General features: G+C 57.8%; 10 protein-coding genes. 4 read left to right on the top strand and 6 right to left on the bottom strand.

The genetic code is table 11. From position 1 onward, the window contains the following. Positions 1 to 307 (top strand): SDR family oxidoreductase (locus VEV40_RS04990; RefSeq protein ID WP_324830603.1); only part of this gene is annotated, 307 nt, incomplete at its 5' end. 134 nt (positions 308 to 441) lie between these two features. After that, a complete protein-coding gene (locus tag VEV40_RS04985) occupies positions 442 to 1,002 on the top strand; it encodes a hypothetical protein (protein ID WP_324830602.1) in 561 nt (186 codons plus the stop codon). 304 nt (positions 1,003 to 1,306) lie between these two features. On the opposite strand, the gene VEV40_RS04980 is transcribed toward VEV40_RS04985, so the two are convergent. From VEV40_RS04980 to carA, 6 genes are all read right to left on the bottom strand, one after another. Further along, a complete protein-coding gene (locus VEV40_RS04980) occupies positions 1,307 to 2,356 on the bottom strand; it encodes a 2-oxoacid:ferredoxin oxidoreductase subunit beta (protein WP_324830601.1) in 1,050 nt (349 codons plus the stop codon). Positions 2,357 to 2,358: 2 nt separating this feature from the next. Further along, positions 2,359 to 4,209: a 2-oxoacid:acceptor oxidoreductase subunit alpha gene (locus VEV40_RS04975; protein WP_324830599.1), complete on the bottom strand. Its 1,851-nt coding sequence runs from the start codon at positions 4,207 to 4,209 to the stop codon at positions 2,359 to 2,361. Positions 4,210 to 4,363: 154 nt separating this feature from the next. Continuing rightward, the gene (locus VEV40_RS04970; RefSeq protein WP_324830598.1) at positions 4,364 to 5,422 is read right to left on the bottom strand and encodes a dihydrodipicolinate synthase family protein; all 1,059 of its coding nucleotides are present in this window, start codon (positions 5,420 to 5,422) and stop codon (positions 4,364 to 4,366) included. 78 nt (positions 5,423 to 5,500) lie between these two features. Further along, positions 5,501 to 6,265, bottom strand: a complete 765-nt coding sequence (locus VEV40_RS04965) for a hypothetical protein (RefSeq protein ID WP_324830597.1) — start codon at positions 6,263 to 6,265, stop codon at positions 5,501 to 5,503. A gap of 111 nt (positions 6,266 to 6,376) precedes the next feature. Beyond that, the gene (carB, locus tag VEV40_RS04960; protein ID WP_324830596.1) at positions 6,377 to 9,661 is read right to left on the bottom strand and encodes a carbamoyl-phosphate synthase large subunit; all 3,285 of its coding nucleotides are present in this window, start codon (positions 9,659 to 9,661) and stop codon (positions 6,377 to 6,379) included. A 68-nt stretch (positions 9,662 to 9,729) separates the two neighbouring features. Then, the gene (gene carA, locus VEV40_RS04955) at positions 9,730 to 10,860 is read right to left on the bottom strand and encodes a glutamine-hydrolyzing carbamoyl-phosphate synthase small subunit (protein WP_324830594.1); all 1,131 of its coding nucleotides are present in this window, start codon (positions 10,858 to 10,860) and stop codon (positions 9,730 to 9,732) included. A gap of 356 nt (positions 10,861 to 11,216) precedes the next feature. Here carA and VEV40_RS04950 point away from each other — a divergent pair, with 356 nt between their 5' ends. Continuing rightward, positions 11,217 to 12,560 (top strand): MFS transporter, encoded by a 1,344-nt coding sequence (locus VEV40_RS04950; RefSeq protein WP_324830592.1) that lies wholly within the window; start codon positions 11,217 to 11,219, stop codon positions 12,558 to 12,560. 181 nt (positions 12,561 to 12,741) lie between these two features. Beyond that, positions 12,742 to 15,759 carry a M14 family zinc carboxypeptidase gene (locus VEV40_RS04945; protein WP_324830591.1) on the top strand — a complete coding sequence of 1,006 codons (3,018 nt, stop codon included), beginning with the start codon at positions 12,742 to 12,744 and terminating at the stop codon, positions 15,757 to 15,759. Positions 15,760 to 15,842: the final 83 nt, after the last annotated feature.

Here is a 15,842-nt window from a genome sequence, read left to right as displayed (position 1 = left end):
GATTGTGAACATTGCTGCCAAAGCCGCGATCGATCATGCCGCGGGTGCTTCGGCCTATGCCTCTTCAAAGGCCGCAGCTGTGGCGATGATGGATTCGCTTGCAGCGGACTTGAACGGCACAGGCGTTCGCGTGAATTCGATTTTGCCCAGCATTATTGATACCAAGGCGAACCGCGCGGCAATGCCGGATGCCGACTTCACTAAATGGCCCAAGCCGGAAGAGATCGCGCGAGTCATTCTGTTCCTGTGCAGTGATGACGCTGCTGTTGTTCACGGCGCTGCAATTCCTGTCTACGGCAATAGCTGAACCTGCTGCAATAGCCTCATGCGTTCTCCAATCCCGCGTGACAGCGGCCTGACCCTGTGATACTGTTTCGCACGGAACCGGGCCCACCTGCTAATACTCCCCTAAAAACTCATCATTAAGAAAGGAAGACCGCTATGAAACGAAGCGGATTTTTGAAGACCCTTGTGGCGCTGACCGTGGTTCTGTTCGGCTGCCAGATCATGCTTGCATATGCAGGCGACAACGATAACGACTCGAGTTCGGCCTGCCGACAGCTTCCCTCACACAACGCACTGCGCATGGCGCTTTCAAAGGCGCAGTCACAGCAGAATGGAGGCTTTGGCCTCAATATGTGGGCCACGGTTGTCAATCGCGACGGCGTGGTTTGCGCGGTTGCGTTTACCGGTAACAATCGCGGCGACCAGTGGCCGGGAAGCCGCGTGATCTCAGCACAGAAGGCAAACACGGCGAATGCATTCAGTCTGCCAGGACTGGCGCTCTCGACAGCTGATCTCTATAGCGCTACACAGCCGGGCGGAAGTCTCTATGGGTTGCAGCACAGCAATCCGGTAGATACAGGTGTGGCCTATGGCGGGAATTCGGCCAACAATGGGCAGTCGAACGATCCAATGATCGGGTTCAAGATTGGCGGTGTGAACGTTTTTGGCGGAGGACTGGCGCTATACAACCAATCGAAACAGCTTATGGTGCGATAGGCGTCAGCGGGGATTCATCGTGCGCCGATCACAACATCGCCTGGCGGACGCGACACTATCTTAATCTGGATTTTGTTCCCGCGGGCGTAGGGCCGGATAAAAGCCGTCCGGACAACATTGTCTATGACATCATGACGCAGCCGGGATTTGCCATTGGGGTGAGCACAAGCGGATGGGGACATCCGGTATGCAGCGCAGATGCGGAGACGATTTTCCGGACAGTTGCCGGCAGTCCAGTAGATTCATCGGAGAAAACAGAAGCCCCGCGATACACGCGAGGCTTTTGTTTTCCTTGCCAATAGCCTTACTTTAACTTGGCCATAATCTCGTCGAGCACCTGCTTTGAGGGGCGCACGCGTTCCTGCGGCAGCGTGGCCAAAGGCTCGTCGACGAGGTTGAGCAGATTGGTGAAGCTGGGCTTCTGCGTGTCAATGTAGAAGACGCCGGTGAGGACTTCTCCCTTTTCGTGCGCTTCCATCAGGGCCTTGACGGCGGAGACGCGGTCGGTGGGGTTGTAGCTTTCGTGCAGTTTGCGCAGACGCAGGTGCGAGCCGTCGTGCATGGTCACATCATAGGTTGAGCCGGGATCGTAATCGATGGCAATGTCCTCGAAGTGCGGCACGAATCCGACTTCGGTGATCGCCTCTTCGTGCTCCTGCATGTACTTGTAACTCTTGGTCGAGCCTTCGTGGTCGTTGAAAGTGACGCAGGGCGAGATAATATCGAGCATCACCGTGCCCTTATGCGCGATGGCCGCCTTCAGCATGGCAAGAAGCTGCTTCTTGTCGCCAGAAAAGGAGCGGCCTACGAAGGTCGCGCCCAACTGGACAGCAAGGGAGCATGTGTCGATAGCCGGAAGGTCGTTGATGACGCCGGTCTTGAGCTTCGAGCCAATATCGGCAGTTGCTGAGAACTGGCCTTTGGTGAGACCGTAGACGCCATTGTCCTCAATGATGTAGATGAGCGGCAGGTTGCGGCGCATGAGGTGCACGAACTGACCCACGCCGATCGAAGCAGTATCGCCATCGCCGGAGACGCCGAGCGCGGTCATGGTTTTGTTCGCCAGCAGCGCGCCGGTAGCGATGGATGGCATACGTCCGTGGACACTGTTGAAGCTGTGCGCGCGCGACAGGAAGTAGGCGGGACTCTTGGAGGAGCAGCCGATACCGGAGAGTTTCATGACACGCTCAGGCTGCACACCCATTTCGTAGAGCGCGTCGATGATACGCTCGGAAATGGCGTTGTGGCCGCAGCCAGCGCAGAGCGTGGTCTTGCCGCCGCGATACTCGAGAATGGGCAGACCGAGACGGTTTACTTTCGGCGCGGGAGTGGGTGTTGCGGTGGTCGTGGCCATGGTTAGATCTCCTCCTGCAGCACGAACTCATCGGTGACGGAACGCGCGTCGATTGGAAGCCCATTGAAGTGGCGGATAGAGCGCAGCTTCACGGCGTCTTCCGCGGGAAGGTCGAGTTTGAGCAGGCTCAACATCTGCGCATCGCGGTTCTGCTCGACGATGTAGACGAGCTCATGCGAGGCAACGAACTCGTGCACTTCGCTGGTGAAGGGGAAGGCGCGGATGCGGATGTAGTCGGTCTCGACGCCGTATTCCTTCTTGAGCTGATCGCGGCTTTCGAGCACGGCAAAGTCGGATGTGCCGAAGGCGATGATGCCGACCTTCGATTTTCCTGTCTGAACAACGATAGGACGCGGAACCAGGGTGCGCGCGGTTTCAAACTTGCGGTTCAGGCGCTCCATCAGGTTCAGGTAGTCATCCGGGCGCTCAGTGTAGAGGGCCTTCTCGTTGTGGCCGCTGCCACGCGTGAAGTATGCGGCCTTGGGGTGGTCGGTGCCAGGAAGCGTGCGAAACGGAATTGCATCACCGTCCACGTCTTTGTAACGGGCAAACTCGCCCAGACGCTTGAGGTCTTCCGCCGTCAGGACCTTGCCGCGGTCGAGGGGTTTTTCCGGATAGTCAAAGGGCTCGGACATCCAGTTGTTCATGCCGAGATCGAGATCGCTGAGAACGAAGATGGGCGTCTGCAGCCGCTCAGCCAAATCGAAGGCTGCAATGCTGAACTCGAAACACTCCTTCACGCTGCTGGGAATCAGGATGACGTGCTTCGTGTCGCCATGCGAAAGATATGCGATGGAGAGCAGATCGGCTTGCGCGGTCCGTGTTGGCAAGCCAGTGGATGGGCCTACACGCTGAATGTCGAAGATGACACCGGGCAACTCGGAGAAGTAGCCAAGACCAACGAACTCCGCCATGAGCGAAATGCCGGGGCCGGATGTTGCTGTCATGGAACGAGCGCCAGCCCAGCCTGCGCCGAGCACCATGCCAACAGCAGCAAGTTCGTCTTCTGCCTGTACTACGGCGAAGGTAGCTTTGCCGTCCGGCTCAACGCGGTATTTCTTCAGGTAATCAATAAGCTGTTCGACCACTGACGATGACGGCGTAATCGGATACCAGGTCACGACCGTGACGCCGGCAAACATCGCGCCGAGCGCAGCGGCGGCGTTGCCGTCGATGATGATCTTGCCATCGGTCGCGTGCATGCGCTCGAGCACATACGGATCATGCTTGGTCAGCGACTCGGCGGCATAGTTATAGCCTGCCTGCACAGCAGCCCAGTTCAGGTCGGCGGCCTTCTGCTTCTTGGCGAACTGGCGGCGCAGCGCGTCCTCAACGGCGGCCATGTCGAATGACAAGAGCTTGCCGACGACGCCGACATAAATCATGTTCTTGACCAGCTTGCGCAGGCGCGCTTCAGGACACACTGCGGCGGTCAGCTTATCGAACGGAACCGGATAACAGATGACGTCGTTGCGATACTGGGCGAGGTTCGCGGCCTCTTCGTAAATGGCAACCGCTCCAGCGGGCAGCGAGAGGATATCATCCTTTGCCGTCTCCGGGTTCATCGCAACGAGGACGTCGATTTCCTTTTTGCGCGCAATATAGCCATATTTGCTGGCGCGAATGGTGTACCAGGTGGGCAGGCCGGCGATGTTGGACGGAAAGAGGTTTTTGCCGCTGACCGGGATTCCCATGCCGAAGATGCTCTTGAGCAGAACGCTGTTGGCGGACTGCGAGCCTGATCCGTTGACGGTTGCTACCTGGATGCTGAAGTCATTGATAACGCGTTTGGACGCGTCCTGTACTGATGCGCCAGCGGCCTGACGGCCAAGCGCAACGTCTCCTGTCGCCATTGGGCGAGGTTCCCTTCGAGTGGAGGTGGAAAGATGTGATCTTTCACCCTCCATTATAGACGCGTGAGGTGATGAAGCCGGGTTTTGCGTCCCTCAACGGAAAATTTGAACACTAAGTGGTAAATATCACCATCTAAGCTGCGCTCGATGAAGTTTAATTTCGCAGGTCTGTCATTAGTTTCGTAACACGCGCCTGCTCTTCAGCATTCAGGGGCAGAAGCGGAAGACGCGGGCGTCCGCCATAGTAGCCATTGAGATCGCAGGCGAACTTTATGCCGGGGATGCTGTACTGCCCGCAAACTATGCGCGACGCTTCCACGATGCGCTGCTGCTTTTCCGCTGCAAGCTTCGGATCGTTGTCTTTCCATGCGGTGTAGATTTCCTGGCTGGCCTGCGGAGCAAAACCAGCAAAAGCCAGCACGCCACCGGCTACTCCGGCATCGAGTGCGTCTTTGAACGTGTCGGCGGAGCCGCTCAAAATTTGAAAGCCGACTTCTTTGGTGCGCGTTGCAACTTTCGGTTTTGGTGGAGGAACAGCGATGGCCGTGACATTCGTTCCGAGGATGTCTACGGGGACGAATGTGGATGGCTCGAGCGGCTGGTCGAGCATCATGCGGCTTGTAAACGCTGTGAAAACATTTGTAACCGCGGTTGAGCGTTTAGGTGCGGAGCGGGTAGCAGCGACGAGTTTTTTGAGACGGTCGAGGTTGCCGCTTGAGTCCTTGATGCCAATGATGTTCGAATGCTGCGCGAGCTCGGCGATGATCTCCAGCGGCAAGTCGTAATGCGTGAACTTGGGGATGCTGTAGAGCATGACCGGCAGCGGCGAATGGTCGGCAACCATGCGATAGTATGTGAGCATTTCAAGCGGACGCATCTGCGGGCTGTAATAGTTGGGCGTGCGCACCAAAGCGACATCATAGTTCTGTGCGGCGGCGAACTCCGCGAGCTTGATAGTTTCGAGAGCGCTTTCGCGGGCAACGCCAGCAAGCAAGACTTTTTCCGGGGCAGCAGATTCACGCGCCACGCGCAGAACTTCTCGCGTCTCCTCATCGCCGAGCATGACAGCCTCACCCGTAGAACCGAGCACGACGAGGCCAGCAATAGGAGTACGGGAATAGCGGTCGACGTTGTGTTCGAGCTTGCGGGGATAGAGACGCCCGTCGGGATAAAACGGAGTGGTGATGGCGGCGAAGATGCCTTCTAACAACATGGCCTTATTTTAAGACTATCGCCGAGACAAACGCACACCGCAGAAGAAGCTGAGGGTGCGCCGGGTGCCGCAGAGAGCTTACGAGGTTTCGCCGGGAAATGGCATAGTCTGCGCATTGAGAATCTGGAGTACCTGCGCCTTTACTCCATCATAGACAGGCTTACCGGAAAACATGCGGTAGTCAACGTGCTTATCATTGCCTTCACCAGTCACCTGGAATTGGCGCTCGCCGTCGGCAGCTTTTTGCGGGTGCGCCTGCTCCCATGATTTTTCGTCGAAGTCATTACTCTCGGCGTTGATGGTCCACACGCGCCTTCCCTGCTGGTTGCGAATGATGAACCGGTAGTAGATGTGGAACTTGCCGAGCGGCTGAAAAAATTCGACCGCTTCGATGCGGTATTGCTTCACCGGAAACATATCGACGAGAAAGCCGTTTGACTCCATTGCGTCCTTCGCGTTGGGGTCGGCGTGCAGCTTGTGCAGCAATTCGCGCTCAGCATTGCGCTGTATGGGACGGTCGGCCACCGAGTACGCCACAACGAGAGTGGTATGCACTTTCCAGTTATTTGGATCGAGCTGGTGGGCCTTCTCGGCATACTGCACGGCAAGATCGCCTTTATATAGCTGAAGAGCAGCATCCGCCGCGTACAGATTCGTCGCCACATCTTTGGGGTTCGCCTGCAGAAGTTGCTGGAATGTGGAAAGCGCCTGCTGCGGCTGGTTGTTCTTTAATTGGGCGAGGCCCTGGTCAATAGTGGCCTGCGGCGCTGGGGTGGCCTGCGCTCTGGCCGCGAGCGGGTAAATGCTGATGGCTGCCGCCAGTGCGATGCCGAACCACCTCATGCGAATGCGATGACTCCCGAAGGCAACCTTAGCATATGGACCAAAGAAGGCATTAAATATTGTGCCTGGGTGCCCCACATCTCAAAGAGAGATGTGGGAGCAGGCCGTTGCCTACTTCACAGCTTCCTGCTGCGCGTGCAGATGCTGCAGCGCGTTTACCTGGGTGGTGTGCTTCTGCAACGCCTGGATACCTCCGGCAGCGGCGCGGGCCGCGGCAATGGTGGTGATGGTCGGGATGCGTTGCAGGACAGCGGCGCGGCGGATAGCCTTTTCATCGAAGAAGGGGTCCTGACCGTGCGGCGTGTTCAGGATGAGCTGGATGCGCTCGCCTTTGATCAAGTCCACGACATTCGGGCGGCCTTCCTTTACTTTGTAGACGCGCTCTACCACCATGCCGGCTTTTTCGATTACATCTGCTGTCCCTTCGGTGGCAACGAGGTGGAAACCCAGTTCGACATATTGGCGAGAGAGATCGACGAGTTGCTGCTTATCGCGGTCGTTCACACTGATAAACACCGTCCCCTTGAGCGGCAGATGCAGACCAGCGGAAAGCTGCGCCTTGGCAAAGGCTTCGCCAAAGTTGTCAGCCACACCCATCACTTCGCCGGTGGACTTCATCTCTGGGCCGAGCACGGTGTCAACGCCGGGGAATTTGTTCCATGGGAAGACTGGCGACTTGACGAAATAGTGCGTGCCAGTTTCGAGGTCCCTGCCCCTTGCAACCTGCTCCGGCAGCAACTCGCGCAGCTTGCGGCCCGTCATCAGGCGCGAGGCAATCTTTGCCAGCGGGATTCCTGTTGCCTTTGAGACATATGGGACGGTGCGCGAGGCACGCGGATTGACTTCGATGACGAAGACCTTGTCGCGCTGGATGGCGAATTGCAGATTCACGAGACCGACGACGTTCAGCGCCAGCGCAAGCTTGCGTGCGTAAGCGCGGATGGTGTCGAGCACCGCAGGCGCGAGATCGACTGCAGGCAGCACGCAAGACGAGTCGCCGGAGTGAATGCCGGCCTCTTCAATGTGCTGCATGATTCCGGCGATGACCACGTCTTTGCCATCGCAGAGGGCGTCCACATCGACTTCGACCGCGTCTTCGAGGAAGTGGTCGATAAGCACAGGACGTTCCTGCGAATACTCGACGGCCTCTCGCATATAGTGCGAAACGGCCTGATTGTCATAGGCGATGACCATGGCGCGGCCGCCAAGCACATACGAAGGGCGCACGAGCACCGGGTAGCCGATGCGCTCCGCTCCTTCGAGGGCTTCTTCGACGCTGGTAGCCATTGCGCCCGGTGGTTGCGGGATTTCGAGATCTTCGAGCAGTTTTCCGAAACGCTTGCGGTCTTCAGCGAGGTCGATGGATTCAGGCGATGTTCCGAGGATGGGCACGCCTGCGGCCTTGAGACGCAGCGCGAGGTTGAGCGGCGTCTGCCCTCCGAACTGCACGATCATCCCGACTTCGGCGCCGCCTGAGGACTCATGCTCGTAGATGGCAAGCACGTCTTCGAGAGTTAGCGGCTCGAAATAGAGGCGGTCGCTGGTGTCGTAGTCGGTGGAGACGGTCTCGGGGTTGCAGTTGACCATGATCGTCTCATAGTCGTCTTCCTTAAGTGCGAAGGCGGCATGGCAGCAGCAGTAATCGAACTCAATTCCCTGCCCGATGCGGTTGGGGCCGCTGCCAAGAATGATGACTTTGCGCTTCGCGGTTGGAGCGGCTTCGTCTTCCTCGTCGTAGGTTGAGTAGAGATACGGCGTCATGCTCTCGAACTCAGCGGCGCAGGTATCGACGAGTTTGAAGACGGGCTTCACGCCATGTCGATAGCGGAGTTGACGCACCTGCGCGATGCCTTCATGTCCTTGCAGGCCCCAAACGGAGGCGATGCGTTCGTCGGATACGCCCTGGCGCTTCGCCTTTCGTAACAGTTCTGGTGACACACTAGACGTGTTGAACTCGGCCAGCGCTGCAATCGTGTCTGTCACTTCCTTGACGTGGTAGAGAAACCACGGATCCATCGAGGTCATGCGAGCTACTTCACGCACGCTCAGGCCGCGGCGGAAGGCGAAGCGGATGTAGTCGAGCCGGTCAGGCTTGGGCGTGACCAGCATCTGCGTCAGGCGGCGCGGATCAAGCACTTCGCTCCCTGTCTTTTTGCCGGTTTCGAGTGAGCGCAGGGCCTTCATCAGCGATTCTTTGAAGGTGCGGCCAATGGCCATCACTTCCCCGACGGACTTCATCTGCGGGCCAAGATTTTCATCGGCGCCGGGGAATTTTTCAAATTGCCACTTGGGGATTTTGGTGACGACGTAATCGATGGTCGGCTCGAAGCAGGCCGGAGTCATCTTGGTGATGTCGTTCGGAATCTCGTCGAGCGTGTAGCCGACGGCGAGCTTGGCTGCGATCTTCGCAATGGGGAAACCTGTTGCTTTCGACGCAAGAGCAGAAGAGCGCGAGACGCGCGGATTCATCTCGATGACCGTCATGCGACCTGTCATGGGATGCACGGCAAACTGGACGTTTGATCCGCCGGTCTCGACGCCGATTTCACGCATGACGGCGATGGCCGCGGTGCGCATTCTCTGGTATTCGCGGTCGGTGAGCGTCTGCGCGGGCGCGACGGTGATCGAGTCGCCGGTGTGAACGCCCATCGGGTCCATGTTCTCGATGGAGCAGACAATGATGACGTTGTCAGCAAGGTCGCGCATCACCTCGAGCTCGAATTCCTTCCAGCCAAGCACGGATTCTTCAATCAGGCATTCGTGGACAGGAGAGAGGTCGAGTCCGCGAGCGAGAATTTCCATCAGCTCTTCGCGGTTGTAGGCGATGCCGCCGCCGGAGCCGCCGAGCGTGAACGATGGTCGGATGATGACCGGGAAGCCAATTTTGCTTGCGAACTCGAGGCCGTCGCGAATGTTGTTTACCAGCGCAGATTTCGGCAGGTCGAGGCCGATGCGCGTCATCGCATCCTTGAAGAGGAGACGGTCTTCCGCCTTCTTGATGGCTTCGAGCTTCGCGCCGATCAGTTCAACATCGTATTTATCGAGAATGCCCGAGTCGGCGAGATCGACAGCAAGATTGAGCGCCGTCTGACCACCAACGGTCGGCAGCAGGGCGAACTTGCCGGTGCGGCCCTCGTCGTGGAGCATTTGCGACTCGATGCGGATGATCTCTTCGACATACTCGCGCGTGAGCGGCTCGATGTAGGTGCGGTCGGCAAGCTCGGGGTCGGTCATGATGGTGGCCGGGTTCGAGTTCACCAGCACCACCTCATAGCCTTCCTGCCTGAGTGCCTTGCACGCCTGCGTGCCGGAGTAGTCGAACTCGGCGGACTGGCCGATGACGATCGGGCCGGAGCCGATCACGAGAATCTTGGTGATGTCATTCCTGCGTGGCATCGTTTATCAGCTGCCCTCTAAATCTGAAATCTTGTTCAAAAAAATGGCGGGACTCAAAGCCCGCCGCTTCACTTCTTAAATTCCTCCATCATCTTCCTGAAGTCGCGGAAGAGATAGTGCGAGTCGTGCGGGCCGGGACTGGCTTCCGGGTGGTACTGGACGCTGAAGAGCGGCAGCGACTTGTGGCGCAGTCCCTCGAGCGTGTTGTCGTTCAGGTCGATGTGAGTTAGATTGACTTCGTTGGCGTTGATTGAATCGGGATCGACGGCGAAGTTGTGGTTGTGTGCAGTAATTTCCACTTTGCCGGTATGCATCTGCTTCACCGGATGGTTTCCGCCGTGATGGCCGAACTTGAGCTTGTACGTCTTGCCGCCAAGAGCGAGACCGATGAGCTGATGCCCGAGGCAGATTCCGAAGATCGGTTTGCGGCCTGCCAGCTTGCGAATATTCTCCTGCGCGTAGGTGACGGGTTCGGGGTCGCCGGGACCATTCGAGAGGAAGATTCCGTCTGGGTTCAATCCCAGCACGTCTTCGGCAGAAGTCTGCGCCGGAACGACGGTCACGCGGCAGCCTTCGTCCGCCAACATGCGCAGAATGTTTTTCTTGATGCCGTAGTCGTAAGCGACAACGTGGAGATCAGGGCGCGGTTTTACAATTGCAGGCTCGTCGGATTCAAGGGGATCAGGGCCGTCCTGCTCCCACTGATAGCGGGCTTTGGTGCTGACGACGCTGGCGAGATCAGTCCCATCCATCTTGCGGATGGAGCGGGCCTTCTGTACCAGCAGGTCGGGATCGGTTTCAATCGACGAGATAACGCCGCGCATCACGCCATTTGTGCGCAGGTGACGGACAAGAGCGCGGGTGTCGATGTCCGAAATAACAGGTACGTTGAAGCGCTCCAGATATTCGTCGGCTACCTGCTGCGAGCGCCAGTTCGAGCTGATGGGCGAGAACTCGCGCGTAACCAGACCTTCGATATAAGGCTTATTGGCTTCGTTGTCAGCGGAATTGGTCCCGTAATTGCCGATCTGCGGGTTGGTGAGAACGACAATCTGTCCGGCATAGGAAGGATCAGTGAAGATTTCCTGATAGCCGGTTAACGATGTATTGAAAACGACTTCGCCGTAGCACTCACCTTTGGCGCCGTAGCCTTCGCCGCGGAAGATGCGCCCGTCTTCGAGCGCAAGGATCGCCTGCATCGCTTCTCCATGGAGTGGATTCAATAGATTTTAGCAGGTTTTGGCTCTAGAGTCTCGACGCTTGTACGATATTTCCCGAATGAATTTCCGGTAAGTAAGGGCTGATGGCGTTTGGCCCGAAACATATCTTCGCCTGCGCCATCATACCCTTGCTCCCTTGGCACAAGCACAGACGGATGACGCGCGACAATCGCAACTTGCCGCCATGACAAAGACCATGCGCATGGCGGGCTTGACCGAGGAGCTTTACCAGCTATGGCACCTGGAAATAAATCTGCCGAGCAACTCCATGCCGGCATCGTTTAAGAGGCCACAGCATCGAAGAATATAGAGCTAGCTAAAATACCTCTCAGCGAATGCCGCTCAACACAGAAGAAAAAATAGACCCGGAACAGCCGGCGTCGTCGCGCGACTACTCGCACGCTTGGCGGGCGCTGCGCCATCGTAATTTCCGCCTGTTCTTTGGCGGCCAGAGCATCTCGCTCATTGGCACATGGATGACGCGCATCGCCACCGCGTGGCTCGTCTATCGGCTCACGAAATCGGCATTGTTGCTGGGCACCGTCAGCTTCGCCGGGCAGATCCCGACGTTTCTGCTCGCTCCTTTCGCAGGGGTGCTGGTTGACCGCCTGGACCGCCGCAAGGTGCTCATTTGGACACAGGCCCTTGCGATGCTGCAATCTCTGGCGCTCGCCGCGCTCACACTTACGCGCGTTATCAATATTCATGAAGTGCTCTGGTTGAGCGTCTTTCAGGGAATGATCAACGCATTCGACATGCCCGGGCGGCAGGCCTTCATGGTGCAGATGGTTGAAGACCGTGGTGACCTGTCAAATGCCATCGCCATCAACTCATCGATGGTAAACCTCGCACGCCTGGTCGGACCGTCGCTCGCCGGTCTCGTCATCGCAGCCACTAATGAAGGCTGGTGCTTCCTTATCGACGGTGTCAGCTATATCGCTGTCATCATCTCATTGCTGCTGATGCCCGCTGAGATCGGCAACATAAAGCGTCATGCCGCATCGATGGTGGAACAGTTGAAAGAAGGCTGGGCCTACGTCTCGACCTTTGTCCCCATCCGCATCATCCTTTTGCTCTTCGCGCTTCTTAGCCTTATGGGCATGCCCTTCGTTGTGCTCATGCCCGTTTTTGCGGCGCAGGTTCTGCATGGCGGCCCACACACACTTGGATTCCTGATGGCGGCGCTCGGCGTCGGCGCGCTCATTTCAGCGCTTTCTCTTGTCGTCCGCAAATCCGTTCGCGGTCTCCTAAAGATGATCCCGATAGCTGCCGCCATCTTTGGCATTGGCCTTGTCAGTTTCGGCTATTCCAGTTGGCAGTGGCTGTCATTGCTGCTCATGCTAGTCACCGGATTCGGCATGATGCAAGGCATGACCGCGAGCAACACCATCATCCAGACGCTGGTGCCGGAAGACAAGCGTGGGCGCGTGATGAGCTACTACACCATCGCGTTCGTCGGCATGGCCCCGTTCGGCAGCCTGCTGGCCGGCACCTTTGCCCACGCCATTGGAGCGCCGCGCACGGTCATGGTCAGCGGCATTGCCTGCGTGGCTGGAGCGGCATGGTTCTGGTCGCGGATGAAAGCGATTCGCAAAGAGATGCGCCCGGTCTACGAGCAACTCGGCATCATCCCTCCCCGACCCTCCACGTTGGTCGAAGAAGAAGTAAGCACCGGCTAAATCAAAATTGTCATCCTGAGCAGAGTGACCGAAGAGAACGGAGTCGAAGGACCTGCGGGTTTTCCTTTCACGAGAGTCGCGCACTTTAATCTCAATTTGCGAATTCGGTCCGAATGCGTCTCTCCCACCCTCTATTTCGTCTGCTATGCTTTGTACCCATAATTGAAATTTGGAGCCAGCGATGCCATTCTCTGCTTTTTCCCGCGGAGCAGCCCTGCTCTGCGCGGCATTCTTTTGTCTGCAGGCAACAGCGCAAATCGACCAGACCTACGCCCGCGATGCAAAACAGACCGTCGATCAGGAATACACGCAGCGCATCAACAAATACACAACGCTGCCTGAGCTGAATTCGCCACTCACCGACTATCTGCCCGCATCCTCAACCGTGCCCACGCCTATGAAGGTGCTGGGCGACGTCTCCGGCGCGCCCGACATTCTTCCATATGCAGAAGACGTTTATAGCTACTTTCGCCTGCTTGAATCAGCCACTCCGCGCGTCAAGGTCTTCACCATCGGCCACACGGAGGAAGGCCGCGAAATGATTGCCGTCGCCGTGGCCGACGAGTCGCTGCTCAAGGACTACAAGGAAAACGACGCGCGTCTGGCCAAGCTGGCCGATCCGCGAACTATCAACATGAATGACGCCACGGCGGAAGGGCTGGTCAAGCAGTCCGTGCCCGTCTACTACATTACCGGCACCATTCACTCGCCTGAGACCGGCGCGCCGACCGCGCTTATGGAATTGGCTTATCGTCTCGCCGTCGATAACTCGCCCTATATCAAGTACATTCGCACGCACATGATCACGCTCATCACGCCGGTCGTCGAAGTCGATGGCCGCGACCGCATGGTCGATGTCTACAAGTGGCACAAGGCGCATCCGAATGAGAATTACCCGCGCCTCGTCTACTGGGGGCACTACGTTGCGCACGACAATAACCGCGACGCCATGACGCTGACCCTCAACCTCTCGCGCAATGTGCTTGACACTTATATCAACTGGCACGCACAGGTGCTGCACGATCTGCATGAGTCGGTGCCGTTCCTCTACGACAACACGGTCGGCGACGAGCCGTACAACGCATGGCTTGATCCGATCCTTACCAACGAGTGGCAGATGATCGGCTGGAACAACGTGCAGGAGATGACCAAGTTTGGCATGCCCGGCGTCTTCACTCACGGTAACTTCGACACCTGGAGTCCCGGCTACCTCATGTTTCTCGCTGCAATGCACAACGGCATCAGCCGCCTCTACGAGACATTCGGGAATGGCGGGGCAGACACCGTCGAGCGCATCCTCACGCCGGACGAATACTCGCGCACCTGGTACCGCCAGAACCCGCCCTATCCCAAAGTGAAGTGGTCGCAGCGCGACAACAACAACTATGAAGAGACGGCGCTGCTGGTCTCGCTCAACTACTTCGCGCAGAACGGGCAGACCTTCCTGAACAACTTCTATCTCAAGAGCAAGCGCTCGATTCTCAAACCGAATGACGCCGGCCCCGCAGCCTATGTGCTATCCGCAAATGAAGAATCGCCGGACCGCCAGCGCATGTTGCTCGACATTCTGCGCGCGCAGCATGTCGAGATCAGCCGGACGACAGAAGCCGCCACGGCGACGGTTCCAGTCAAGCCAAAGCGCGAGAACAAGGAAGATGATGCCTCGGCGAAGCCACCGCAGCCGAAGACCGAACAGCGCACTTTTCCCGCGGGCAGCTATGTCATCCGTATGGACCAGCCCTACTCGCGCATCGCCGACGCCTTGCTCGACCGCCAGTACTGGGCACCAAACGATCCGCAGAAAACTCCCTATGATGATACCGGCTGGTCGCTGCCCGCGCTCTTCAGCGTGGAAGCTGTGCGCGTTACCGATGCCGCAATTCTGAAAGCGCCCATGCAGACGGTCAAGGAAGATGGAGATTCAGGCAGCTCTTCAGGTTCAGGTTCGGTCTACCTTATTGCCAACCATGCCGATCCCGGTCTGATCACGCTCCGCTATCTGCTGAAGAATGCAACCGTATCGGTTACAGATGCGGCAACTACGGTCAGCGGTCAGCAATATCCCGCCGGATCGCTCATCATTCAAAATGCCGGCGCGAATGACATGAAGTCGGCGCTGCAAAAGACCGGGCTGGTTGCAGCAGCGGTAAGCACTGCGCCCTCCGTTGCCGCGCATACTGAAACCACACCGCGCATCGCCATGATGCACAGTTGGCTCAGCACACAGACCGAAGGCTGGTGGCGGCAGGCGCTCGACAAACTCAGAGTGCCGTTTGATTACATCAGCACCCAGACAGTAAGTAATGAAGACGACCTGCGTTCGAAATACGATGTAATTCTCTTCGCGCCGGTCGGCAATGCGCGCACACCGCAGATTATCGAAGGTCTGCCGATGTGGGGCAACGAGCTGCCGTGGAAGAAGACCGACCTCACGCCGAACCTCGGCCGCATCGATTCAACCGACGACATGCGCCCTGGCCTCGGCTACAGCGGCATCGACCACCTCCGCCACTTCGTCGAGCAGGGTGGCCTGCTCATCACCTCGCAGGACACGGCCCAGTTCGCCATCGACACCGGCCTCGCGCCAGGCGTTTCCGTGGTCACACATGGCAACCTCAAAGTTGTTGGAACTCTGCTCGCGACAGTAGCCGTCGATCAGAAGTCACCAATCCTCAATGGTTACAGCAAGCCGCTTACCGTCTATAGCGAAGACGGCCTTTCCTTTAACGTGAGCAACACCGTGGGAGGCACACGCGGGCCACGCCTTGGCGGCGACGAAGAGCGCACAACCGGCCGCGGCGGCCCAGACGATCCCGATACCCCACAAGGCCGTCCCTACATGGCGGCTGATCCGAGACCCCATCCCAAACCATGGGAAGCGATGCCCCTGAACGAAGATCAGACGCGCAACAATCCCAATGTGATCCCCGCCGAACTGCGTCCGCAGGTTGTCCTCCGTTTTGCCGATAAAGACTCGCTGCTGGTATCCGGCCTGCTCGACCACGGCGAACTGCTGGCGCAGCATGCAACGGTTGTCGCAGCGCACCTGGGTAAAGGGTCGGTCCTGCTCTTCGCCAATAACCCGATCTACCGCGGCGAAACCATCGGCAGCTATCCGCTGGTCTTCAACGCGATTCTGAATTTCGACCGCTTGGGTCGGAACGCGGGAACAACTACAAAGAGCGAGGCTGGGCAATAGAAGCTGGAAATCCCAAAGTGCTGTCATCCTGAACGGAGCGAAGATCTGCTTTTCATGTATCTGGCTTGAATTTGATTGAATGG

The organism is Alloacidobacterium sp. (genome assembly GCF_035631355.1).
Taxonomy (GTDB): Bacteria; Acidobacteriota; Terriglobia; order Terriglobales; family Acidobacteriaceae; genus Alloacidobacterium.
This window is presented reverse-complemented; position numbering and strand designations above follow the sequence as displayed.

What these genes read in the sequence shown, in the direction of transcription:
- VEV40_RS04985 (WP_324830602.1), top strand. Translation starts at nt 442, where the DNA reads ATGAAACGAAGCGGATTTTTGAAGACCCTTGTGGCGCTGACCGTGGTT.
- VEV40_RS04980 (WP_324830601.1), bottom strand. Translation starts at nt 2,356, where the DNA reads ATGGCCACGACCACCGCAACACCCACTCCCGCGCCGAAAGTAAACCGT.
- VEV40_RS04975 (WP_324830599.1), bottom strand. Translation starts at nt 4,209, where the DNA reads ATGGCGACAGGAGACGTTGCGCTTGGCCGTCAGGCCGCTGGCGCATCA.
- VEV40_RS04970 (WP_324830598.1), bottom strand. Translation starts at nt 5,422, where the DNA reads ATGTTGTTAGAAGGCATCTTCGCCGCCATCACCACTCCGTTTTATCCC.
- VEV40_RS04965 (WP_324830597.1), bottom strand. Translation starts at nt 6,265, where the DNA reads ATGAGGTGGTTCGGCATCGCACTGGCGGCAGCCATCAGCATTTACCCG.
- carB (WP_324830596.1), bottom strand. Translation starts at nt 9,661, where the DNA reads ATGCCACGCAGGAATGACATCACCAAGATTCTCGTGATCGGCTCCGGC.
- carA (WP_324830594.1), bottom strand. Translation starts at nt 10,860, where the DNA reads ATGCAGGCGATCCTTGCGCTCGAAGACGGGCGCATCTTCCGCGGCGAA.
- VEV40_RS04950 (WP_324830592.1), top strand. Translation starts at nt 11,217, where the DNA reads ATGCCGCTCAACACAGAAGAAAAAATAGACCCGGAACAGCCGGCGTCG.
- VEV40_RS04945 (WP_324830591.1), top strand. Translation starts at nt 12,742, where the DNA reads ATGCCATTCTCTGCTTTTTCCCGCGGAGCAGCCCTGCTCTGCGCGGCA.